This window comes from Salmonella bongori NCTC 12419 (assembly GCF_000252995.1).
GTDB classification, from domain to species: Bacteria; Pseudomonadota; Gammaproteobacteria; order Enterobacterales; family Enterobacteriaceae; genus Salmonella; species Salmonella bongori.
The window spans coordinates 4,086,252-4,110,302 of record NC_015761.1 but is presented as its reverse complement, the minus strand read 5'-3'; the positions used below and the strand labels follow the sequence as shown (position 1 = coordinate 4,110,302).

Sequence of the window (24,051 nt, the reverse complement as noted above, 5' to 3'; positions counted from 1 at the left end):
TATCTTCACCTTTTAAGGAGTGTTTAATCTTTTGGTATTAACTGGTTCTGTAAATGCTTTATCTACGCCTTTCATCAAGGGAGACAAGAGATATTCCATAATGCTGTGTTTTCCGGTAATGATACTGGCGTCAACAGTCATACCTGGTTTTAACCAACGTAAATCATCTTCATTAACATCAAACGCAATAATGACTTTATAATAACGTTGAATCGTCCCCCCAGTATTTTCTTCATAAGAATCAGGACTAATATTATCAATGGTCGCGCTATATGATTTTATCTTTGGCTGGATAATTGACTGAACATCCAGCTTAACAGCTTCATCTACATAGATTTGGTCCCGATACTTGGGTTGTATCTTTACATCAGCCAGCATTGTCTTTACTTTTGGTTTTATTTCGAAAAGCAAGTCCGCGGCTTGAATTACGCCACCATGAGTAGTAGCGCTTTTATTTATTTTATAAATCACCCCATCAACCGGTGAATAAATATCCTCTTCATTTATTTGTTTCTCTATTACTTTTAAAGTAGAGTTTACAACTTCAAGTTCCTGGAGATTTTTAGAGATAATTTTGGATAAAGATAATCGTAATTCATTATTAAGCGCCTTGATATCATTAGCGACTAACTCGATATCATCCTTTTTTAAAGTAATACTGCTGTCAATATCATTAATTTCAGACTTAACTTTTATATACGCTTGTTTTTTGTTGAGAAAGTTGGTGTATGGGCTAATTCCTTTTTTTACCAGTGGAGAAAGAATATTTATTTCTTCCGCGAGTAACGCTAATTCTTTTTCTTTCGAGCTTAGTTTCTCTTGTAACCCGCTAATCTCAGAATCAAGAGAGGATTTTTTTAACTCTTTAGCTCTTATCTGGCTATGGACCAGCTCAATGTTCGCTTTTACCTCTTTATTGCTTAAAGTTCGGATACCATCCAGTGTAATCAACCCGCTCTCATTTCCTTTATCGAGGATGAAGGATATCTCATTAACATCTTTATCAAGATACCCCTTTTGAGTTCTGTACCTTTGATATTCTTTTTGTAGATCAAGGTTGACAACCTTTGCAAGAAGCTCTCCTTTTTTTACCGCATCCCCTTCAGTAACATAAATATTTTGTATTGTCCCACCTTTAGACAGTGATATTAATTGAGCATTGTCTTTAGTGGTGATAACCCCCTGACCATGTACTACTGAATTAATTTCTATAAAGTAGGTAAGGATAATAATTAAGATCGTCAACGACATAATTATCATCATAAGATGATCGCTTTGTTTTCTATTCATTTCATTCCGTTCAGCTCACTTACAGCACTTCCTTTTAAATAATCCATTAAATGAAAAACCAACGAGAGTTGCTGTAGTTTCAGCATATACAAACTATATTTACTATCAACCATGCTTATATATGCCTGAAATGCTTCATTTCGACTAGAAATTAAATCCAGCAAACTTTTCTGACCTAACTGAAACTCCTGCTCATATAATTCTGTAAGCTGTAAAGCGTTTAAATGTGAACGCTCAGCTACAGCGTATGTTTCTTTCGCTGCACTATATCTGGAAAGCTGGGAGTCAATGTTATAACGCGTTTTAATCAAAAAATCGTCAATTTGTAGTTTAGCCTGTGAGTAACTTGCTACCATTTTCCTTTCCTGGGCTGCGTTTCTAAAGCCGTTAAAAAGGTTGAAACTGACATTTATACCTGTTTTGAATTCATCTTCATAATCACTTTTTTTAGCTGCACCGCCTGGATTATTCTGTACATAACTAGAAACGAGATCTACAGTTGGGAAATAGGAGGATTTTGCGGCATTAATATCTTCAGTTGCAGCTTTGCGGGTATTAACGAGCATCTTATAGTCATCATTATATTTCATAATCATGTCCATAAGCTTTTCAGGGCTTTCTATAAAAGAATATTTTTTGAAGAGGTTGAATTTTTCATCACTTTGAATCTGTCCGGATGATAAATTCAGACCCGTCATATTTTGCATTTTATACATCTCATCGTCCAGCATGGACTGATACATAATGCTTCGTGTATTCAAGGCATCGATAGAGACCTGCACCTTACGCATATCTGACTGCATAGCGACACCAGAAGAAACCAGCAGTGAGAAATTTTCCAGCATCTTTTTATAGAACTCTTTCTCCTGGTTTACACCCTCAATCATCTCACGATATTTGCTAATATTGTAATAGGTTGTCGCAACGTCCTGTGAGACGATATTTTTTGTTTTTTCATAATCAGTTTTACTATTATCTCTTTCATATTCAGATTTTCTAATATTGGCGCCTGTTACTCCAAAATCCGTAATCCGATATGATAAAGATATTTTATTTTCAATGTTTCTTTCAGTGTTTGAGGACTCTTTCCTGTTATTATTAAAACCAGACGTCAGATCCAACGTAGGATAAAGAGCCGCTCTTGTAGCATCTAAATCACTATTTTTCTTTTCAGTTTCATAATACGAAACAGCAACAGAAGGCTGATGTTTTAATGCGGCATTAACTAAATCACTGAGAGGAATTACAGGTAACTCGTCAGCATAAACGCTTTGCATAGCAAAAGCAGTCGTCAGAAAAAGTATCTTAATCTTCATTTTTTGTCTCGCGGTGTAATAAACTTTGCTTTAACAACCCCTGATGCATAGACGTGACTTTTTCCATTAATGGGATATAGGTATCATGATAACTCACCATCTCAGCACTAATCTCTTTAGTATTATTCATAATCTTTTTATCAGTTTCTGATAAATCAGACAGCGCTAAATGAACATTATTCATATCTACATCGATATCTTTCCTCATCCCATCAAGGACATCAGTGATATTGGCACTGTCGGCTGCAATATCTTTTATTGTCTTACCCTGAGAAAGCGACTCCAGATAACATTTATCAACTGATGCAATTATCTCATCATTCTTTTTATCTATATTTTTTTGTACAGTGCTAAGGGTCTCCATTTTTGTATTACTATCAGCAAGCAAGTCATTACCTACAGATAAATATGAAGTCATTGTCACTATACCGTCGGCTAATTTTTTGTTCGTTTCGTTACCGTTCGCCAGACACCCATCAACCAGCGTAGAAATTTTTTCCAGTCTAGAGGTATTATCTAATAGTTGGTTCTGTAAAGTGGAAAAACTATTTGATAGCATAGCCCGTTTTTTTTCTTCGTCCTGCGTCCGTAACGTTTCAACAGACAGGTAGTTATCAAAGAATTCTTTAAATAATTCTTTAAATTCAACAAGCGTTTCGGACTCCACTCGCAGGCTTCGTTGTTTACTATTTGCACTGTTGCTCCTTATTTTTAGCTTTTTAATCTCTGTAGCAATCAAGGAATATGAGCTACGTACAAAAACACTTTGTGAGGTCAGAAGAATAGCGCAGACAACACCATAGATAGATGACACAAATGCGGTATTCATCCCTTTTAATGGTTCAGAAAGCGATGCAACCATCGTCACAATCATATTAAGTGTATTGCTTGCGTTATCACCGCCTACGTCTGATGGCGCGCTCAATAAGTTGCCAATTGAGCCAATCGTAATAGACAGACCCGCAAAGGTTCCCAACAAGCCAATAAGCGTCGATACATTGCTGCAACTCATAATAAATGACAATCGCTGATTGCGGGCTGTAGTGACATTGTCATCTAATTCCATTAGCAGATTTAAATCACACTGTTTGGACTTTTCGGCAAACAAAATTTGATTAAGGTCAGAAAGCATACTATTTTTTCTGCTTGCGTCCTGAGTCATTAGTATCTTTTTTGCGGAGATATTTTTCAGAATCGTGAATAACGCACATAAAGACCCAGTAATATAAATGGCAATGATAACTCCGTTATAAATTGCCGAAACCATAAAGTTATCAAAAACATACGCCCTGATACCGGAGAAAGACAAAGCAAAAAAAGGCAGTATGGCAAGAAAAAGACAGATAAAGAAATAACGGTAATCATTTATAACTTTCACTCTGGCACCTTTTTATTAGTAGTGGTGATAATGGCCTTACTCGTCGAACTGGACGCTGTAGAATTAACACTCATGTCAATAACTACATCAGGATATATTTTCTTAATCTCTTTCATCAAAATAATTCCTCGCTCATAACCCAGCCTTAAAGAGTCAGAGAAAGAAATATCAGCTTGAGGAATAATCATTTCTATCAGTAAATTACTGTTGGCTTTATCTTCTAACCAGACAGTTATTTTATTTAGGTCTTCTTTTGAAAAGCTTCGCAGTCTGCCACGATAGGTAATAATAAGCTCTTTTTCTTCGGAAGTGATATCAATTCGCTGATCATCTGCAATATCGTATATACCTATCTCCTTCCCTGACATTTCATTACTTCCCGCCGACGAATCATTACTGGTTGTTTCATTTTGAACTTTTTCATTTGTATTTTCTTTTTTATTATCTCCGCTATTTTCATCTTTAGAGTTGGCATGTTTCTCAATATTAGTCTTATAAACCTTAATCGAGTTATCATACATAATAAGCATGTTATTAAGTGCGAAGACCAACATAAGGAATATAAAGATACACAATACAGTGGAAAATGTATCAACAAAACTAGGCCACGGATTACTTTCGTCTTCCATGTTGTCTCCTGATATTACATTGTGAGTAAATTAGTGTTTTAGGGAGTAGAAACGATAAAGGATATGCAAATCATTCAGGAAATTAACGCTACCGCCCTTGGCTTTCTGCTACCAATATGCTTTATAAATTTCGATTTTTTATCTCGCCTCAGAAAAATGGAAATAATGACGCCATTTTTATGCGTCGACGACAAAGTTGAATATTTATAAAAAATATTCATTATCTATTTAATTAGTCAGATATCAGTTATTAGGCAAACTATATATCCACATGAAATAATCTTTTATGATCCGCTATTTCATAAACACAAAGTAACATTCATTATTAGCATATTAATTATGATTGAATAGATTTGCTAACTAATAGTCTGAGCAAAAAAATAATTTACGCATATTAAGCATTGATATGCACCATAGCCGTAACTATTTAATCCATTTATAATTCCGTTCCCGAGATAACAAATTTTCGCCATTAGAGCATAGGGTTAGTGGGACTTCAATATAACTTAAATCGTTAGAAATATAATAAAAAGGAAATCACCAATCATAATTGAGTAGGTAAAATTAGAAGTGAAGCCATTTTTTATATAAGGTTAGCTATAAACAACAACTTTTATCTTCAACCAATAAAAATAAAACCAAAGGGACATATCATATTTACCTTGACCATAAACCAAAGTAGATATTTAATAAGCCAAAAATTACACCAATCTTATTTTATATCAATCTCTTATAGTGTCCGTTTGTTATCAAATAATGGCTACTAGTGATATTCCTTGCAGATAAGATTTTTTCTCCATATTTAAGAAGGTCCTGGTTGTAGCGGCACACTTATGAAGTTCGGCTGGATAACGGTATGCTAATCGGGTCAGTACTGGCTGATTTGCCAGAAACAATAAGGCGGGGTTTGTCCATCAATGAAAAGCTCAGGGTGATTTACTAAGGGAGGCGTTTCTCTTTTTAAATAGAGGGAAGTGTCATACCAGACAAGAAAATGCCTGGTTTACACCAGGCATTTCGGCAGACAGGAGTTACGTCAAAAATCTCTAATAACGCATTGATTTTTGGTTAAAAGATCAGAACGGAATATCGTCGTCAAAATCCATTGGCGGTTCGTTAGACGGAGCCGGCGTGGATTGCTGTGGACGCGACTGGGCGCCACCACTGAACTGGTTGCCGCCCTGCGGTTGCTGAGGTTGTTGTGGCTGACCCCAACCACCCTGCTGTTGGCCGCCTGCTGGCGCGCCGCCGCCCTGACGGCCACCTAACATCTGCATCACGCCGCCAATCTGCGGAACGTTAATTTCAGTCGTATATCGCTCCTGGCCATTTTGATCGGTCCATTTGCGGGTACGCAGCTGGCCTTCGATATACACCTGTGAACCTTTACGCAGATATTCGCCGGCGACTTCCGCCAGTTTGCCGAACATGACGACACGGTGCCATTCCGTTTGCTCTTTCATTTCGCCGGTCTGCTTATCGCGCCAGGATTCAGAAGTAGCCAGCGTTAAGTTAGCGACAGCGCCGCCACTCGGCATATAGCGTACTTCCGGGTCCTGGCCCAGATTACCAACGAGAATCACCTTGTTTACGCCTCTGCTGGCCATAATTGTGTCTCCTGAATACGTTTCATAAATAGTGTAAACGCGTGAGTGTACCATTTCCATGCAGGATTTTAATAGCTGCGATGCAGCTTCCGGTTCATTCGCGCGAACCTCACATTGTTGCACACTTTAACTGAAGATGCATTCCAATACTGTATATTCAAACAGGTTAAATTGTGTCATAATTAGCCGTTTCTGCCGTTTGTCCTTCAAACAAACCAGGCATCCGAGTCTCTACCGGGAAAGGTGAATGGATAAGATCGAAGTTCGGGGCGCCCGCACCCATAATCTCAAAAATATTAACCTCGTTATCCCACGCGACAAACTGATTGTTGTGACCGGGCTTTCGGGTTCAGGCAAATCCTCACTGGCTTTCGACACTCTGTATGCCGAAGGGCAGCGTCGTTACGTTGAATCGCTCTCCGCTTACGCGCGGCAGTTTTTGTCGCTCATGGAAAAACCAGATGTTGACCATATTGAGGGGCTATCGCCCGCGATCTCAATTGAACAGAAATCAACGTCCCATAACCCACGCTCTACGGTTGGCACCATTACCGAGATTCACGACTATCTGCGTCTGCTGTTTGCCCGCGTGGGCGAGCCGCGTTGCCCGGACCATGACGTGCCGTTGGCGGCGCAAACCGTTAGCCAGATGGTCGATAACGTGCTGTCGCAGCCGGAAGGCAAACGCCTGATGCTGTTGGCGCCAATTATTAAAGAGCGTAAAGGCGAGCACACCAAAACTCTGGAAAACCTGGCAAGCCAGGGCTACATTCGCGCCCGTATCGACGGTGAAGTGTGCGATCTCTCCGATCCGCCAAAGCTGGAGCTGCAAAAGAAACATACCATTGAGGTGGTGATCGATCGCTTCAAAGTTCGCAACGATCTTTCCCAACGCCTGGCGGAGTCGTTCGAAACGGCGCTGGAATTATCCGGCGGCACGGCGGTTGTTGCCGATATGGACGATGAGAAAGCGGAGGAGCTTCTGTTCTCCGCCAATTTTGCCTGCCCGATTTGCGGCTACAGTATGCGCGAACTGGAACCGCGTCTGTTCTCGTTCAATAACCCGGCAGGCGCCTGCCCAACCTGTGATGGCCTCGGCGTACAGCAATATTTCGATCCGGACCGTGTGATCCAGAATCCCGACCTGTCGCTGGCAGGCGGCGCAATTCGCGGTTGGGATCGTCGCAATTTTTACTATTTTCAGATGCTCAAATCACTGGCGGAACATTATAAGTTCGACGTGGATGCACCGTGGGCAAGCCTTAGCGCCAGCGTACATAAAGTCGTACTGTACGGCTCCGGTAAAGAGAACATCGAATTTAACTATATGAACGACCGCGGCGATACCTCCGTGCGTCGTCACCCGTTCGAAGGCGTGCTGCATAATATGGAGCGCCGTTATAAAGAAACAGAATCCAGCGCGGTGCGTGAAGAACTGGCGAAATTTATCAGTAACCGCCCTTGCGCCAGCTGTGAAGGAACGCGACTGAATCGCGAAGCCCGCCACGTCTTCGTGGAAAATACGCCGTTGCCCGCTATTTCCGATATGAGCATCGGGCACGCGATGGATTTTTTCACTAATCTCAAGCTTTCCGGGCAACGGGCGAAAATCGCCGAAAAAGTGTTAAAAGAGATTGGCGATCGTCTTAAGTTTCTGGTGAATGTCGGCCTGAACTACCTCACCCTCTCTCGCTCGGCAGAGACGCTTTCTGGCGGCGAAGCCCAGCGTATTCGCCTGGCAAGCCAAATTGGCGCCGGGTTAGTCGGCGTGATGTACGTACTGGACGAACCGTCCATCGGCCTGCATCAGCGAGACAATGAGCGGCTACTGGGTACGCTGATTCATCTGCGTAATCTCGGTAATACCGTCATTGTGGTGGAACATGATGAAGATGCTATCCGCGCCGCCGACCATGTGATTGATATTGGCCCCGGCGCAGGCGTTCACGGTGGCGAAGTCGTTGCAGAAGGGCCGCTGGAAGCCATTATGGCGGTGCCGGAATCGTTGACAGGCCAGTACATGAGCGGTAAGCGCAAAATTGAAGTCCCGAAACAACGCGTGCCGGCAAATCCGGAAAAAGTGCTCAAACTGACTGGCGCGCGCGGTAACAACCTGAAAGATGTGACGCTGACATTACCGGTAGGGCTGTTTACCTGTATTACCGGCGTCTCCGGCTCCGGTAAATCAACGCTGATTAACGATACTCTGTTCCCCATCGCTCAGCGCCAGTTGAACGGGGCGACTATCGCTGAACCCGCGCCGTATCGGGATATTCAGGGGCTGGAACATTTCGACAAAGTGATCGATATCGACCAAAGCCCGATTGGCCGTACTCCACGCTCGAACCCGGCGACGTATACCGGCGTGTTCACCCCGGTGCGCGAACTGTTCGCGGGCGTACCGGAATCACGTTCACGCGGTTATACGCCAGGACGCTTCAGCTTCAACGTGCGCGGCGGTCGCTGCGAAGCGTGCCAGGGCGATGGCGTCATTAAAGTCGAAATGCATTTTTTGCCGGATATTTACGTCCCTTGCGACCAGTGCAAAGGCAAACGCTACAACCGGGAAACGCTGGAGATTAAATACAAAGGCAAGACCATCCATGAAGTGCTGGATATGACCATTGAAGAGGCGCGGGAGTTCTTTGATGCGGTTCCGGCGCTGGCGCGTAAGCTGCAAACGCTAATGGATGTGGGCCTGACCTATATCCGCCTGGGACAATCTGCCACTACGCTTTCCGGCGGCGAGGCCCAGCGCGTGAAGCTGGCGCGCGAACTGTCGAAACGCGGCACCGGACAAACGCTGTATATTCTTGATGAGCCGACCACCGGTCTGCATTTTGCCGATATTCAGCAGTTGCTTGATGTTCTGCACCAGTTGCGCGATCAGGGCAACACCATCGTGGTAATCGAACACAATCTGGACGTTATTAAAACGGCAGACTGGATTGTCGACCTCGGCCCGGAAGGCGGTAGCGGCGGCGGCGAAATTCTCGTCTCCGGTACGCCGGAAACCGTGGCGGAATGTGAAGCATCGCATACCGCCCGCTTCCTTAAACCGATGCTCAAATAACCTTCACGCCGCTTTCCGGCTTACCGGGAAGCGGCATCATTTTCTCTCACCTCACCTCATCATTTCCTCATTGAGCATTTGTGATTTGCGCGCCGGACCTGTCTGGCATGTGATAGCGCAAACGGTCTGTTATGGAAAACATCATGACGTTACGCGACACAATCACATTACTGCTGTGCTTCTTTTTATCTGCCTGTACGCTGTCTGACCGCTTTAGCGCGGTGACTTTTCAACAACTGACGCTATTACAGGCGCGTTCAAGCCGCTTCCTGCAGGACGCGGCACAAACACCGTGGGAAAAAGAGACTCTGTGTAAGGACGACCGTACTATTCGCCAGACGTTTGTTCAGGCTGAACAGGTTGCCCGCCAACGCGGAGATAAGCGCCGACTCGATAGTCTGGCGCTGCTGGAAAAACACTATCTGCGTCTCTATACGCGGGTCATTCAGCGTCAGCAACCGCTTACTTACACCCAGACAAAAAGATACCAGCAGCAGAATCATCAAGTCTGGCAATTAGCGATACAGGGTGAGTGCCTGCGCTGGGGCGCTCACTGCGATCAGGGAGATCGAGATGGCGTCTATTAACGAAATGCGTCACCTACTTACCGCCGCCCGAAGCGAACATCACATAGCGTCTTCGACAATCGCCGAATTTATGCAGGCATACCAGTTTTCCATAGAAGACACTGATGAAGGTATCCGCGAGTCCGCCGCGTTTATCGCCCGCGCGCTTCAGGAACACGCTCGCGGCTGGCTGGACAACGACGATATTATCATCTTGCTGGAAGGACAGCGGGATCTCGCCTGGCTACGCGCCAATAATGCACAAATCGCCCTCGGTAACCGTATCCGGTCCACGGTTATTCGCCTCCTTGATATTGCCCTGGCGTCGTTAGTCAGCACACTGTAATCAGGACTGCGGCAACTGTTTACGTTTGTCTTCCGACAGCGTATTTACCGCCTGTTGATAAGAGGCATCAACCAGATAATAGAGTTGTGAATCCGGCAGCGACCCATCCAGATAGACTGTACTCCAGTGTGCTTTATTAAGGTGCCGGCTCGGTCGTACATCGCTGTGCTGCTGGCGTAGCAATTCTGCCAGTTCCGGGCTGGTTTTTAGGGAGGCGGCCGGGCGTCCTTCGACTTCTTTTACCATCGCGAAAAGGACATCTTCCACTTTAATTTGCGTGGCTTTCCAGTCACTGTGGACGCTCTGCTCTGCGCCAGGCTTTGCCATGCAGTATTGCAGTAATTCCGAAATGGTCATTATCATTCCCCTTGTAGTGTCGCAATGATCTTACGTGAACCGCCGTGAATGCGATGCTCTCCCAACCAGATGCCTTGCCACGTTCCCAACTGTAAACGCCCCTGACGCACAGGCAGCAGCAACGATACGCCTAATAATGATGACTTAATATGCGAAGGCATATCGTCTGCACCTTCGTCATCATGTTCATACGCGGCGTTATCGGGAACGGTTTTCAGAAAATAGCGTTCCATATCGCCACGCACAGTAGGATCGCAATTTTCGTTTAGCGTCAGCGAAGCTGAGGTATGTAGCAACAATAGATGTAGCAATCCCGTTTCGACAGGCGGTAAACCAGACAATTTATCGAGAATCTCATCTGTTATCAGATGAAATCCGCGTGGCTTCTCGCTCAGAGTAATCGTGTGCTGATACCACATATGCTGCTCCTTATTAAAACCAACCCCTCCTGAATAGTGTGCAGCAAGTCCGGAAAAGGTAAAAGTCAGCGGCTCAATTTTGTTCAAAAATCACTCAAAAAAGGAGAGCCTGTTGCTCTCCTGATTGTTAGTACTCTGAATTGACAATCACCTCTTCGCCAAATGCGCCTGCCTGGGGCAGAGGTTTATAGGTGGAATTAGCGGCACGCAGGATACGGATACCACGAATATCAGAATCGCGGGCAGCAGTGATATCGTTATCTGAATCACCGTAGAAGATGCGAATGTTTTTCTCCTTTAGCCACTGGATTTTCGTATTCTGTCCGGGTTTATCACCTGCGAAGATCACCGGATTCATGTTCGCCTCCGGAATATGGAAATCATCCGCCAGCGTTTTCGACACGGTTTCCGTTTTCGTCTGGCTACGGCCAGTGACAAAATAAATACTGTCGCCGCGGCGAACATGCATATCAATAAGCTGCCGGGCGACCTCTTTCGGAATGCTGAACTCGTCCCAGCCATTATTCATTTTTTCCCAGAAGGCCGGATTTTTCAGATAATCTTCGCTGTCCGGGGAGTAGGTTTTCTTTCCCCGCCAGAACCCGGGGCTGGAAAATAACACGGTATCGTCAATATCGAAGCCGACGGCCATCGGTGGACGGCCAGTGAGACTGTTTTCAATCTGAGCAACCGAAACCCAATGGACGGGCGCTTGCTCTGCCAGTTTCGCAACGTTAGTGCCTGGATTGAGCGTCGAAGGAGAAGAAACCAACGCATTCGCGGAACTGTTTAGCGTAAACAACAAACAGACGGCACTGAGTGCCAGAGTTATTTTTTTCATATTTTTCCCTTAAAATTCAAAAAATTATAATTATCAAGTTGAGTCTTTGCTCAAAAAACTACCTGACCATAACGCCAGGAACGGTCGAAAGGAAGAATTATCTGCGGTTTTGTTACGAAAAAAGAGGAGGATCACACCAACAGTTGCCAGGCCGGAGAGCAGCGTAGCCGTCATCCGACCTGTTGTTTACATCACCGCGGCAAACGCCCGCGCCACACGTTGCACATTGGCATCGTTAAGTCCGGCGACGCACATGCGTCCACTGGCGATCAGGTAAACGCCAAACTCGTCGCGTAATCGGTCGACCTGCTTTGCGCTTAATCCGGTATAGCTGAACATACCGCGTTGCTGTAACAAATAATCGAAATTACGGCCTGGGATCTCCGCATTTAGTACCTTCACCAGTGCCTGGCGCATCGTCATAATGCGGGTACGCATCGCTTCTACTTCCGCCAGCCAGCCGGCTTTTAATGCCTCATCACTCAATACCGCAGCCACTACCTGCGCGCCGAAATTCGGCGGGCTGGAATAAATCCGGCGTACCGTGGCTTTTAGCTGTCCCAGCACCCGCTCTGCGATGTCGGCACCTTCACACACTACCGACAGGCCGCCGACGCGTTCGCCGTACAGCGAGAAAATTTTTGAAAAAGAGTTACTGACCAACGCTGGTAACCCGGCGCTGGCAATAGCGCGAATAGCGTACGCATCCTCCTCCATACCTGCACCAAACCCCTGATAAGCAATATCAAGAAACGGGATCAGATCGCGCGTTTTCATTATCTCAATCACCGCATCCCATTGCGAAGGCGTTAAATCCGCCCCGGTCGGGTTATGGCAACAGGGATGCAGCAGCACGATACTGCGCGCTGGTAGTGTGTTAAGCGTGGCCAGCAGGTCATTAAAACGAACACCATGAGTCGATTCATCATACCAGGGGTAAGTGCTTACTTCGAATCCTGCCCCAGTAAATATCGCAACGTGGTTTTCCCAGGTAGGATCGCTTACCCATACGCCAGAGTCAGGGAAATAACGCTTCAGGAAATCCGCGCCCACTTTCAGAGCGCCGGAGCCACCTAATGTCTGGATAGTGGCCACGCGTTGTTGCTGTAGCACCGGGTGCCCGGCACCAAATAGCAGGGGCGCGATAGTGTGACGATAAGTATTAAGCCCTTCCATCGGCAAATACAACGAGGCACCCTGCGGCTGTGCGTTAAGCCGGGCTTCGGCTTCAGCCACAGCATTAAGCTGCGGGATGATTCCCTCTTCGTTGTAATACAGACCGATACTCAAATTCACTTTGTCATGACGGGGGTCGTCTTTAAAACGCTCCATAAGTGAAAGGATCGGATCGCCTGCATAGGCGTCAACTTTTTGAAACACGCGATGGTTCTCCAGGTTTACAGAAGGCAGGAGATAACACAATAAACCGGAAGGATGAGAAGATCGAGAGGATGTTGCGGTGGATGCGAATATTGCCGGATATCAACGTGAACGCCTTACCCTACCTACAGCTAATGCGCGATGTAGGCCGGATAAGCGCAAGCGCCTTCCGGCGTACCGTACGCTTAATCAATATACTTCATCGCCACCCTTGAGGTCAGACGCGTGATAAGTTCGTAAGCGCTTACTTTTGTCATTTCAGCAATACGTTCAACCGGCAGCCCTTCACCCCATAACACAACCGGATCGCCCGCTTTATCCTGGGCGCTGGGTCCCAGATCCACACAAATCATATCCATAGCCACCCGCCCGACAATCGGAACCTCGCGACCGTTAACCAGCACCGGCGTACCGGAAGGCGCCGCGCGTGGATAACCATCGCCATAGCCCATCGCCACCACGCCCAGGCGCGTATCGCGCTCACTCACCCATGTCCCGCCGTAGCCCACCGGCTCGCCCGCTTTGTGGTCGCGCGCCGCGATCAGGCTGGACGTTAAAGACATGACCGGCTGAAAACCAAAATCCGGTCCCCAGGGTTTGTGTTCCAACGGCGATACGCCGTAAAGAATGATGCCCGGACGCGCCCAGTCAAAGTGAGATTGCGGCCACAGCAAAATGCCGCCAGAGGCGGCAATGGAGCGCTGTCCCGGTTTATCCCCGCAGAAGGCGTTAAAAATTTCAAGCTGATGCTCGGTAGCGCCGCACTCCGGCTCATCCGCGCGCGCAAAATGGCTAACGATATTCACCGGCTGGCGTACATTTTTACAGTGCGCCAGACGTTGGTAGAACGCCTCCGCCTCTTCCGGACGCACGCCGAGCCGATGCATCCCGGTATCAAGCTTCATCCACACCGTTACCGGTTCCGCCAGTTCCGCAGCTTCCAGGGCGGCAAGCTGCTCCTGATTATGCACGGCGGTATGCAGGCGTTGAACAGAAATGGTCGGCAGATCGGCGGCGTCGAAGAACCCCTCCAGCAGCAGAATAGGCTGCTTGATCCCGCCCGCTCGCAGACGTAGAGCTTCTTCAAGGCGCGCAACGCCAAAAGCGTCGGCATCAGGGAGCGTTCGCGCGGTCTCCAGAAGACCGTGTCCATAAGCGTTCGCTTTCACCACCGCAACCAGTTTGCTGGCAGGCGCCAGTTCACGCAGTCGTTGCAGGTTGTGTCGCAGAGCGCGGCGGTTAATGACGACAGTTGCCGCTTGCATTTGAATTCCTTGTTAAAAGAATGATGGAGAGTTACTCATCATCGTACTGCGGTCCCGCATAATTATCGAAGCGCGACCACTGACCGTTAAACGTCAGACGAACCGTACCGATAGGACCGTTACGTTGCTTACCAATAATAATTTCAGCAATGCCTTTTAAATCGCTGTTCTCGTGATACACCTCATCACGGTAGATAAACATGATTAAGTCAGCATCCTGTTCAATAGAGCCGGATTCACGCAGGTCGGAGTTAACCGGACGTTTATCCGCCCGTTGCTCCAGGGAGCGGTTAAGCTGCGATAGCGCCACAACAGGCACCTGAAGCTCTTTCGCCAGCGCTTTCAGCGAGCGGGAAATTTCGGCGATCTCCAGGGTACGGTTATCAGAAAGCGACGGCACGCGCATCAGTTGCAGGTAGTCGATCATAATCAGGCTTAACCCGCCATGCTCGCGAAAGATACGCCGCGCGCGCGATCGAACTTCCGTCGGCGTAAGCCCCGAGGAGTCGTCAATGTACATATTGCGCTTCTCCAGCAAGATGCCCATCGTTCCGGAGATTCGCGCCCAGTCTTCATCATCCAGCTGACCGGTACGGATACGCGTCTGATCAACGCGGGACAGCGACGCCAGCATACGCATCATAATCTGTTCGCCAGGCATCTCCAGACTAAAAATCAGTACTGGTTTATCCTGTAACATCGCTGCGTTTTCGCAGAGGTTCATCGCAAATGTGGTTTTACCCATCGACGGACGCGCTGCAACGATGATCAAATCCGAACGCTGTAGCCCCGCCGTCTTTTTATTGAGATCCTGATAGCCTGTATCCACGCCAGTAACGCCATCGTGCGGTTGCTGGAACAACTGCTCAATACGCGCCACGGTAGCATCAAGGATCTGGTCGATGCTTTTCGGACCTTCGTCTTTATTTGCGCGGTTTTCTGCAATCTGGAAAACACGTGACTCCGCCAAATCCAGCAGTTCGTCGCTATTACGCCCCTGTGGATCGTAACCAGCGTCCGCAATTTCATGCGCCACAGAGATCATATCGCGGACCACGGCGCGTTCGCGCACGATATCCGCATAAGCGCTAATATTGGCCGCGCTTGGCGTGTTTTTCGACAGCTCAGCCAGATAAGCGAAACCGCCGACGCTATCCAGTTGCCCCTGCCGCTCCAGTGATTCCGCGAGCGTAATCAGATCAATAGGACTGCCGCTTTCCTGTAAGCGCCCCATCTCCGTAAAGATATGGCGATGCGGGCGGGTATAAAAATCTTCCGCTACTACGCGCTCGGCCACATCGTCCCAGCGCTCGTTATCCAGCATTAAACCGCCCAACACCGACTGTTCCGCTTCAATCGAGTGCGGCGGCACTTTTATCCCGGCAACCTGCGGATCGCGGTCGCGGGCATCAGTCTGTTGTTTGTTGAAGGGTTTATTTCCTGCCATAGTGAATGGAGTTACCGAGATAGTGATTGGGTCGAAAGATTACCACATTTCTTTTGGAGGAAGCATGGCAACGCGTATTGAATTTCACAAACATGGTGGCCCGGAAGTGCTTCAGGCCGTGGAGTTTACGCCAACGGCGCCGGCGGAAAACGAAATCCAGGTTGAGAACAAAGCCATTGGTATCAATTACATCGACACCTATATCCGGAGCGGGCTTTATCCGCCTCCGTCGTTGCCTGCAGGACTGGGAACCGAAGCCGCGGGCGTAGTCAGTCGAGTCGGCAGCGGCGTGGAGCATATTCGCGTCGGCGATCGCGTGGTCTACGCACAATCTACGCTCGGCGCATACAGTTCTGTCCATAACGTCCCCGCCGATAAAGCCGCGATTTTACCTGACGCGATTTCCTTCGAACAGGCGGCAGCTTCTTTTCTGAAGGGATTAACCGTTTTTTACCTGCTACGCAAAACATATGAAGTGAAACCAGATGAACCCTTTCTGTTTCATGCTGCTGCCGGCGGCGTCGGTTTGATCGCCTGCCAATGGGCAAAAGCGCTGGGCGCGAAGCTTATTGGCACCGTTGGTAGCGCACAAAAAGCACAGCGGGCTCTGGATGCCGGCGCCTGGCAAGTGATTAATTACCGTGAGGAAAGCATCGTCGAGCGGGTAAAAGAGATCACTGGCGGCAAAAAAGTGCGCGTGGTCTATGACTCCGTCGGAAAAGATACCTGGGAAGCCTCACTGGATTGCCTGCAACGCCGGGGACTGATGGTTAGTTTCGGCAATGCGTCAGGGCCCGTTACCGGCGTGAACTTAGGGATTCTGAATCAGAAAGGTTCTCTGTATGCCACGCGGCCTTCGCTACAGGGATACATTACGACACGTGAAGAACTGACCGAAGCCAGCAATGAATTGTTCTCATTGATTGCCAGCGGCGTGATTAAAGTCGATGTGGCTGAAAATCAACGCTATGCGTTAAAAGATGCCCGTCGCGCGCATGAGGTGCTGGAAAGCCGGGCCACACAGGGCTCAAGCCTGCTGATTCCGTAATAGCTCTGCAAAGAAATTGGGCTTCCACCCGGGAAGCCCTTTCTTTTTTGCTCGGCTGTATGTAGGGTACAGCGCGATGAATTCGTTAACTACGCAATAATGACAGATTTAATAATCAATTCCCATTGAGTTGTGAAAGTAACGTTTCAGGTTGTGACGAACCGCTCAATACCTTAGTAAAACCGACGGTTATTGCGCTGATACTGTGGGGTTTTTGGCGTTTTTACCGCCTTGATCACCCACACTACAGCCACCGCCAGCAGTAACCACGGTAACAGCTTGATCATTAGCGCCAGCATCCCGCCCAGAAACATGACAGCGGTCGCCACAGCCAGCGCTGCCAGTATGCCCAGCAAGGACACGCCAGTAACCATCAGCATCAGAAAAAAGCCAATGACGAAAAGTAATTCCAGCATAGTTGCTCCCCATAAAGATGCAATTGCCCGGCGGCATAGTGCTTACCGGGGCGATATAGATAAGCTATTACAAAAACCATGCCAATATTTATTTTATTGATATATAAAAGAAAACGCTCCGCGACAGGACGCGGAGCGTAGTGAAATTAACTAAATATTGGTGAATTTTTAACGCTTGTCTGCGACCAGCTGCAGTGCCTGTTCCAGTACACGAATATCCGCGCCAGCTTTATGGGCATTTTCGCTCAGATAACGACGCCACTGCCGCGCACCAGGAATCCCCTGGAACAACCCCAACATGTGGCGAGTAATATGCCCCAGATATGTCCCCTGGCTCAGCTCACGCTCAATATAGGGATACATGGCGCGGACCACCGCAACCGGATCGACCTCAGCCGTATCGGCGCCAAAAATCTCCCGATCTACCGCAGCCAAAATACCCGGATTTTGATAAGCCTCGCGGCCTACCATCACGCCGTCCATATATTTCAGATGTTCCTTTGCCTCTGCCAGAGATTTGATGCCGCCGTTAATCGACAGGGTCAGGTGCGGAAAATCCCGTTTTAGCTGATACACGCGCGGATAATCCAGCGGCGGGATCTCACGATTCTCTTTCGGGCTTAATCCGGAAAGCCAGGCTTTGCGCGCATGAATAATAAACGTCTCGCACTCACCCCGACCGGAAACCGTATTAATAAAATCGCACAGAAACGCGTAGCTATCCTGATCGTCAATACCAATGCGGGTTTTCACCGTCACCGGGATCGAGACAACATCTCGCATGGCTTTAATACTGTCCGCTACCAGTTGCGCATTGCCCATCAAACAGGCGCCAAACAGGCCATTCTGCACGCGATCGGAGGGACAACCGACATTAAGGTTAATTTCATCGTATCCCCGCGCTTCCGCCAGCTTAGCACAGTGCGCAAGCTGAGCCGGATCGCTCCCGCCAAGCTGCAGTGCGACCGGATGCTCTTCTTCACTGTAAGCCAGATAGTCACCCTTGCCATGAATAATGGCGCCCGTGGTCACCATCTCGGTATAGAGCAGCGTTTGATGAGACAGCAATCGCAGGAAATAGCGACAATGTCTGTCTGTCCAGTCGAGCATCGGCGCCACGCTAAACCGACCATTCCAGTGATTGTCAGTCTTTGCAGGTATCGTGCTGGTTTGGTGGGTTTTTACCATTTCAATATTACCGTGCTTTATGCCAATGAAGCCTATTTTTTTATCAGGCTCCCCAAATAATGGGAGCCTGATAATGACAATACAACGTAGTGGCATAATATAGCATAGAGAAATGGCTAAAATCACCGTAAAAGTCTTGTCAAAATATCACGTTAATAATAGGTTTTTTATCGGCCGAAAAAATATAGCTGAGTGTATGATTTAATCTATCTGGCTTTCCAGCGTTTCTCTTACCGTCTCTCGTCTGATAGTAAGGGTTGCCGGAATGGTCGTGCTTCGAAGATGCGTAAATGGGATATCACCAGAATAAAATACCCCTGCGCCATGATAGCCAGAAACCTTAACATCAGTATAGCCTCGACGCCAAATCTCATCAGCCATCTTCTCCATAAAAGATGTTCGCGCGCCTAACAGCATTTTCTCAAAGAACCCCGAGGGTCTATTCGCCTTCTCTATATCCTCCTGGGTAAAACTGGCGGGTCTTCTTTTATCTGCAGAATAACAGCTAACAAGTCTTATATCTTTTATCTGGTCTAAAATGTTATGGGCAACCAGAATATCAACCAGTTCTTTGGCCGTATACACAGAGCCGCCACTGGCCAAAACATCAGTGCCTGCAGCACCATGTCCGGTAATATAGACCTTTCTGAATTCCCCTAATGTGACCTCGTCCAGAGTGAGGTTTTCTTGCTGCTGTGCAACAATACCGACAGCTGTGCCACAATTATGATCATTACTGAATTTTTCCAAATCAATGTCACCCGACATAGATTTATAAGGATTCTCAATTGCTTTTTCAAATTCGGACACTGCCGCTTGAGTTAGAAAAACACTTGGATATAAAGGCTTGCCTGAAAAAACTCTGGGTATTTGCTGACCCAGCATATTCAGGCAAACCGATTCATTGAAGCCTTTCTCTCCTGTTACCAATAACATCCCACTTTTTTGTCCAAACGGGGAAGTACCATACGCAATATTAGCTACGCCAACAAGATCTTTAGATAGGCCAGGTGAAGCATCGGTGGTAGTTGTGCCGGGTATTACCGCTCTTATCGCAGGGCATCCGGCAGAAATAGGCTTCATCATATTAACCTCCCATGGAGTGAACTATATCTCATGTGATATTAATTCAATATTTATTTGGTATCATCTCATTGCTGTTTAGTCAATATCCACAAAGAATCATCTCTATTTTTTACCAAAAACCATGCTGCCACGAGACCAAATGAGCCAATCATTACTAAATATAAGACCAAAATTACACAGCGCAGAGAGGAAAAATCTGATGATTATATTTATGCATACCAATATATATACTATTAATTATTACATTGTATAGTGTTTATAATAACAAATTAAATATTACATTCATTAATAGTGATAATATTTCATAAGTATCAAATAGGTCGCGAGGTATTTATAATATTTCAGTATCAATAATCGCGCCCGGGTCGTAGCCCCTCTCCCCTGCGGTTTTGGTAAGGGAGACACGTAGAGACGCGCCACGATAGTATAACCGGAGGCGTACTGCCTCCGGTGAAAACGCCTCAGAATGTCATTGTAAGCTGTGCGCCTGCGCCCCAGGTTTCATCTTCACCGTACAGCCCCATTAAATCGAGATGTACACGGTTATAGGGCGCAAAGCCCAGACCACCAGTAAACACATTGCTATCGTTATTTTTCACATCCGCACGATATCCTGCACGCACCGCCAACCACGCTAGCGGCCGGACTTCAGCGCCAACACCAACATACCGGGAATTGTCTTCGCTCTTAAATCCTTTCGTTTCCGTCAGATCGCCATCAGCGCTTACGGTCAGCACCTCGTTATGCCACGCAATACCCGCCGTGACCAGGGGGCGAATTTGGTACGTATCTTTGTAGTGAGTGGTTTCTCCCGATATTCCATTGGTGATATAAATCTCTTTCGTGTCAATGTCGCGCGATACCAAATTTTGCCCACTCAGACCCAGCGTCCAGTTTTCGCCAAAATCAGCGGCAAGCCCCGCATCGATGTTGAAGCCGGTATCGTCGTTACGGTAGCGACTACTGTTCCAGTCACTGCTGTCATAGTGATATATTGATGTGGTGTAGTTATAGAGCCAGGTTTTTTGTAATTTCGGCGTAACGCCAATAGAAACAGGCACATCCCCTACCACCCATTGCTTCGCCACCGCAATACCATAATCAGAAACAATCGCGACTCGTCCTGACGCGGTAGAGTTTAAATGTTTTGTTATTTCGTCAGTCCCCAGTAATGCCGCGCGTCCTGCTTCACGAAGCGCGATACTTTCATTACGCTGGATATTGCGCAGATACTGAATATCGTTCTGATCAATAGACGAGCTCACACGCCCATGCGCGTAACCTTTTGCAATAAACGCGACGGAAAGCGTTTGTCCCGGAATACTCACTGCCACCCCGGCGCCAGCATTGGCGCGGGCGGTTTTCCCGTTGAGATATTCCAGTTCATCGGCCAAATCGCGCGCAGCCCCCTGAAATTGATTCAATACCCCCCTCGGATGAAGTAAAATTTGCCCTGGCGTCAGGCTATCGACCACATGATCGTAGTAATTAATTTTGTCGCTGATATCATTTATTTCATCCTGGAGGTTATCTTTATCCGTGATTTGTACGCCGACCGCGGGAAGAACAACAGTGATGTTGTCTTCCGGTTTGGCTTTTGCCAGCAATGCCGGGTTTAGCAACACGCCACTGCCATAATGCGCAGACGCAACCCCCGTCCCGCCCATTGCATCGTTACGCGCTTCAGCCCAGGTATTGGCGGCGCTCGTCTGCTTTGCCATAAAAAACGAGGCTGCAATAGTCATCACTGAAAGTTTGAGGTTTTTATTCACAGTTAGCCCATCTTATTATCAGGTAAATTAACTCCTTCGCCATGCTTAGCAGGACGGAGGTGAACTATTGCTGTGAAATAGCGACGTTAAAGCCTGTTGTTATCATATCGATCCTCATTATGTATAGATGAGAATGCTGGCCGGGGAAAGCGTAGCAGGCGATATATCGTGGCAGGGGAATTTCAGAGTTTTAAGCAGATCGTGGTAAAGTAGCAGATTAAACTTTCATGCTATTCGAGGTGCCAAATGGAAAAGACCAAAACGCAAGAGTTACTGGCGCAAGCCGAAAAACTCTGTGCGCAGCGCAACGTGCGCCTGACGCCCCAGCGCCTCGAAGTGCTGCGCCTGATGAGTCTGCAACAGGGCGCGATCAGCGCGTATGATCTGCTCGACCTGCTGCGTGAAACAGAACCGCAGGCCAAACCGCCCACTATCTACCGAGCGCTGGATTTTTTGCTTGAACAGGGTTTTGTCCATAAAGTGGAGTCCACCAACAGTTATGTTCTCTGCCACCTGTTCGATCAACCTACTCACAGCTCAGCAATGTTTATTTGCGATCGTTGCGGCGGGGTGAAAGAAGAGTGTGCCGAAGGCGTAGAAGACATTATGCATACGCTGGCAGCAAAAATGGGATTTGCGCTACGGCATAATGTGATTGAGGCGCATGGTCTGTGCCCGGCGTGTGTTGAAGTGGAAGCGTGTCGCCACCAAGGTGAGTGCGGTCACGATCATTCTGTTTTAATTAAGAAAAAACCGCGTTAGCCAGAACGGAAAACGGGCGGCAATGAAAGAGGGTGCCACCCGAATTCCTGTGCAAACAGTGGGAGGCACATCCTTGTCCTCCAGGCGGGGGAAACGCATTACCAGCGATAGTTGTTACGGGTTTCCCAGTCAACAACCTCTTTTTCCGCCTGATCTTTCTGGTAACCGTAACGTTCCTGGATTTTACCTACCAGCTGGTCACGTTTACCTTCGATAACGGTCATATCGTCATCGGTCAGCTTACCCCATTGTTCTTTCATTTTACCTTTAAACTGTTTCCAGTTACCGCCGGCTTCGTCTTTATTCATCATCTTGTCCTCATCATTCGGTTAAGAATAGCAAGTGTTATTCGCCCAAATGCTCTGCAATTTCTGCTGGACGTGATAGTAATTGTAGACAGGAATTCGGCCAGCGGTTTTATATTCAGAATTTTTAACCGTCACCCTCTGGCAAACCATGTACCATCGCGCCAGTGGCGACGCCAGATAAAAGCCAGTGACAGGCCGCGAAGCGCCAGAAAAACGGTTAATGCCAGCCATAAGCCGTGATTTCCCAGGAATGGCAAGGCGAGTAGCGTCAGCGCAAATCCCGCCGCGGCAACCGCCATGCTATTGCGCATTTCGGCGGCGCGCGTCGCGCCAATAAACATGCCATCCAGAAGATAGCACCATACGCCTGTTAACGGTAATACCACCTGCCAGATAAGGTATCGATCAGCCAGCAGTTGTATTTGCGGTAACGAGGTCAATAACGCGACAATATGTTCGCCTGCCAGGGCATAGACCATGGAAAACAGCAGGGCAACAACCCCTGACTGACGACACGCCGCCCGCCAGACGTCCAGTAACTTGCTGCCGTCACGCGCGCCGTAAGCCTGGCCAGAGTGCGCTTCCACCGCATAAGCAAAACCGTCCAGCGCATAGGCCGTAAAGGTAAGTAGGGTCATCAGTACCGCATTTACCGCGATAATATCGCTGCCCTGCCGCGCGCCTAACACCGTGATCGCGCCAAAACAGAGCTGAAGGAGCAACGAGCGCAGCATGATATCGCGATTAAGCGCCAAAAGACGGCGTACGTTACCGCGCCATGCATGTTTTAGCATCTCCAGCGACACACCGCGGAGATGGAGAACTTTACGCACCATCATTAAGCCGATCAGTAGCGTGGCATATTCTGCGATAACCGTCGCCAGAGCGGCCCCCTGCACGTTCATATGAAGCCCCATCACCAGCCACAGATCGAGCACAATGTTGAGGATATTTCCCACGACTAACAAGATAACAGGAGCCCGCGCATACTGAACGCCTAACAACCAACCGAGCAGCACCAGATTCGCCAGAGACGCGGGAGCGCTTAACCAACGAATTTCAAGGAAGCGTCTCGCCTGCACCAGAACAGCCTCGTTCCCACCAACAATATGTAAAGCTACATCAATAAGCGGCGTGCGAAAGAGCGCAATCAATACACCTGCGCCCAGCGCCAGCAACAACGGCTGAATCAATGCCCGAGCTAAGGCTCGCGGGTTTTTAGCGCCAAATGCCTGGGCCGTTAACCCGGTGGTGCTCATTCGCAGAAACAGCAACAGCATGAAAAGAAAACTGGTGGCGGTCGCCCCTACCGCCACGCCGCCCAGATAAACCGGGCTGTCCAGATGACCAATCACTGCCGTATCAACCAGCCCCAACAAGGGAACGGTGATATTAGAAAAAATCATTGGCAACGCGAGACGCCAAAGCGCTTTATCAGAGGAGGTAAAAAACGGCATGAAGACTGGCCTGACAAGGAGTTAAACAAAACATGCGCCCTACCACATAGCGGCATAAACGCCTTATCCGGCCTACAAAACCTTCACCCTCGGGAATCGG

The 24,051-nt window shown here is 47.8% G+C and carries 23 protein-coding genes; 5 read left to right on the top strand and 18 right to left on the bottom strand.

What is annotated here, in order from left to right:
- Window positions 1-12 precede the first annotated feature (12 nt).
- From siiD to ssb1, 5 genes are all read right to left on the bottom strand, one after another.
- Window positions 13-1,290, bottom strand: a complete 1,278-nt coding sequence (gene siiD, locus SBG_RS19400) for an SPI-4 type I secretion system protein SiiD (protein WP_001080578.1) — start codon at window positions 1,288-1,290, stop codon at window positions 13-15.
- The gene (locus SBG_RS19395; protein ID WP_000694084.1) at window positions 1,287-2,606 is read right to left on the bottom strand and encodes a TolC family protein; all 1,320 of its coding nucleotides are present in this window, start codon (window positions 2,604-2,606) and stop codon (window positions 1,287-1,289) included. The genes siiD and SBG_RS19395 overlap by 4 nt, the downstream gene beginning before the upstream one ends.
- Window positions 2,596-3,984 carry a MotA/TolQ/ExbB proton channel family protein gene (locus SBG_RS19390; protein ID WP_000864661.1) on the bottom strand — a complete coding sequence of 463 codons (1,389 nt, stop codon included), beginning with the start codon at window positions 3,982-3,984 and terminating at the stop codon, window positions 2,596-2,598. Before SBG_RS19390 ends, SBG_RS19395 begins: the two co-directional genes overlap by 11 nt.
- Window positions 3,981-4,613, bottom strand: a complete 633-nt coding sequence (locus tag SBG_RS19385; RefSeq protein ID WP_000389248.1) for a hypothetical protein — start codon at window positions 4,611-4,613, stop codon at window positions 3,981-3,983. The genes SBG_RS19390 and SBG_RS19385 overlap by 4 nt, the downstream gene beginning before the upstream one ends.
- Before the next feature lie 1,076 nt (window positions 4,614-5,689).
- The gene (gene ssb1, locus SBG_RS19380) at window positions 5,690-6,220 is read right to left on the bottom strand and encodes a single-stranded DNA-binding protein SSB1 (RefSeq protein WP_000168315.1); all 531 of its coding nucleotides are present in this window, start codon (window positions 6,218-6,220) and stop codon (window positions 5,690-5,692) included.
- A gap of 247 nt (window positions 6,221-6,467) precedes the next feature.
- Here ssb1 and uvrA point away from each other — a divergent pair, with 247 nt between their 5' ends.
- From uvrA to SBG_RS19360, 3 genes are all read left to right on the top strand, one after another.
- Complete coding sequence (gene uvrA, locus SBG_RS19370) at window positions 6,468-9,293, top strand: excinuclease ABC subunit UvrA (RefSeq protein WP_000357727.1); 2,826 nt, start codon at window positions 6,468-6,470, stop codon at window positions 9,291-9,293.
- A 131-nt stretch (window positions 9,294-9,424) separates the two neighbouring features.
- Window positions 9,425-9,880: a hypothetical protein gene (locus SBG_RS19365; protein ID WP_000427862.1), complete on the top strand. Its 456-nt coding sequence runs from the start codon at window positions 9,425-9,427 to the stop codon at window positions 9,878-9,880.
- On the top strand, window positions 9,867-10,205 hold the full coding sequence (locus tag SBG_RS19360; RefSeq protein ID WP_000146605.1) for a hypothetical protein: 339 nt from the start codon (window positions 9,867-9,869) through the stop codon (window positions 10,203-10,205). Before SBG_RS19365 ends, SBG_RS19360 begins: the two co-directional genes overlap by 14 nt.
- On the opposite strand, the gene SBG_RS19355 is transcribed toward SBG_RS19360, so the two are convergent.
- From SBG_RS19355 to dnaB, 6 genes are all read right to left on the bottom strand, one after another.
- On the bottom strand, window positions 10,206-10,562 hold the full coding sequence (locus SBG_RS19355) for an MmcQ/YjbR family DNA-binding protein (protein ID WP_000155668.1): 357 nt from the start codon (window positions 10,560-10,562) through the stop codon (window positions 10,206-10,208). It abuts the gene before it with no gap.
- A gap of 2 nt (window positions 10,563-10,564) precedes the next feature.
- The gene (locus SBG_RS19350; RefSeq protein WP_000270361.1) at window positions 10,565-10,981 is read right to left on the bottom strand and encodes a secondary thiamine-phosphate synthase enzyme YjbQ; all 417 of its coding nucleotides are present in this window, start codon (window positions 10,979-10,981) and stop codon (window positions 10,565-10,567) included.
- Between the two features lie 127 nt (window positions 10,982-11,108).
- Window positions 11,109-11,822 (bottom strand): acid phosphatase AphA, encoded by a 714-nt coding sequence (aphA, locus tag SBG_RS19345; RefSeq protein WP_000724440.1) that lies wholly within the window; start codon window positions 11,820-11,822, stop codon window positions 11,109-11,111.
- A 186-nt stretch (window positions 11,823-12,008) separates the two neighbouring features.
- Window positions 12,009-13,202 (bottom strand): aromatic amino acid transaminase, encoded by a 1,194-nt coding sequence (gene tyrB / locus SBG_RS19340; RefSeq protein ID WP_000486895.1) that lies wholly within the window; start codon window positions 13,200-13,202, stop codon window positions 12,009-12,011.
- A gap of 185 nt (window positions 13,203-13,387) precedes the next feature.
- Window positions 13,388-14,467 (bottom strand): alanine racemase, encoded by a 1,080-nt coding sequence (alr, locus tag SBG_RS19335; protein ID WP_001147292.1) that lies wholly within the window; start codon window positions 14,465-14,467, stop codon window positions 13,388-13,390.
- Between the two features lie 31 nt (window positions 14,468-14,498).
- Window positions 14,499-15,914 carry a replicative DNA helicase gene (dnaB, locus tag SBG_RS19330; RefSeq protein ID WP_000918371.1) on the bottom strand — a complete coding sequence of 472 codons (1,416 nt, stop codon included), beginning with the start codon at window positions 15,912-15,914 and terminating at the stop codon, window positions 14,499-14,501.
- A gap of 64 nt (window positions 15,915-15,978) precedes the next feature.
- On the opposite strand from dnaB, the gene SBG_RS19325 reads away from it, so the two are divergent.
- Window positions 15,979-16,962, top strand: coding sequence for a quinone oxidoreductase (locus SBG_RS19325; protein ID WP_000235540.1), 984 nt, complete (start codon window positions 15,979-15,981; stop codon window positions 16,960-16,962).
- Window positions 16,963-17,135: 173 nt separating this feature from the next.
- Here the strand turns inward: SBG_RS19325 and pspG are convergent, their stop codons facing one another.
- The 4 genes from pspG to traF all read right to left on the bottom strand — a co-directional run bounded on the left by pspG (window position 17,136) and on the right by traF (window position 21,424).
- On the bottom strand, window positions 17,136-17,378 hold the full coding sequence (gene pspG, locus SBG_RS19320) for an envelope stress response protein PspG (protein ID WP_000891390.1): 243 nt from the start codon (window positions 17,376-17,378) through the stop codon (window positions 17,136-17,138).
- Between the two features lie 168 nt (window positions 17,379-17,546).
- Complete coding sequence (gene dusA / locus SBG_RS19315) at window positions 17,547-18,566, bottom strand: tRNA dihydrouridine(20/20a) synthase DusA (protein WP_042917183.1); 1,020 nt, start codon at window positions 18,564-18,566, stop codon at window positions 17,547-17,549.
- A gap of 201 nt (window positions 18,567-18,767) precedes the next feature.
- A complete protein-coding gene (locus SBG_RS19310; protein ID WP_000977503.1) occupies window positions 18,768-19,652 on the bottom strand; it encodes a hypothetical protein in 885 nt (294 codons plus the stop codon).
- Between the two features lie 461 nt (window positions 19,653-20,113).
- Window positions 20,114-21,424 carry a conjugal transfer protein TraF gene (traF, locus tag SBG_RS19305; RefSeq protein WP_001038996.1) on the bottom strand — a complete coding sequence of 437 codons (1,311 nt, stop codon included), beginning with the start codon at window positions 21,422-21,424 and terminating at the stop codon, window positions 20,114-20,116.
- Between the two features lie 246 nt (window positions 21,425-21,670).
- Between traF and zur the strand changes: the two genes are divergently transcribed.
- A complete protein-coding gene (gene zur, locus SBG_RS19300) occupies window positions 21,671-22,186 on the top strand; it encodes a zinc uptake transcriptional repressor Zur (RefSeq protein ID WP_000416084.1) in 516 nt (171 codons plus the stop codon).
- Window positions 22,187-22,284: 98 nt separating this feature from the next.
- Here the strand turns inward: zur and SBG_RS19295 are convergent, their stop codons facing one another.
- From SBG_RS19295 to dinF, 3 genes are read right to left on the bottom strand one after another with little or no spacing between them, the layout of a single operon-like run.
- Window positions 22,285-22,494: a CsbD family protein gene (locus tag SBG_RS19295; RefSeq protein WP_001030592.1), complete on the bottom strand. Its 210-nt coding sequence runs from the start codon at window positions 22,492-22,494 to the stop codon at window positions 22,285-22,287.
- 21 nt (window positions 22,495-22,515) lie between these two features.
- Window positions 22,516-22,629, bottom strand: coding sequence for a hypothetical protein (locus SBG_RS19290; RefSeq protein ID WP_077909632.1), 114 nt, complete (start codon window positions 22,627-22,629; stop codon window positions 22,516-22,518).
- Window positions 22,626-23,951, bottom strand: a complete 1,326-nt coding sequence (gene dinF / locus SBG_RS19285; protein ID WP_001115783.1) for an MATE family efflux transporter DinF — start codon at window positions 23,949-23,951, stop codon at window positions 22,626-22,628. Before dinF ends, SBG_RS19290 begins: the two co-directional genes overlap by 4 nt.
- Between the last annotated feature and the right edge of the window lie 100 nt (window positions 23,952-24,051).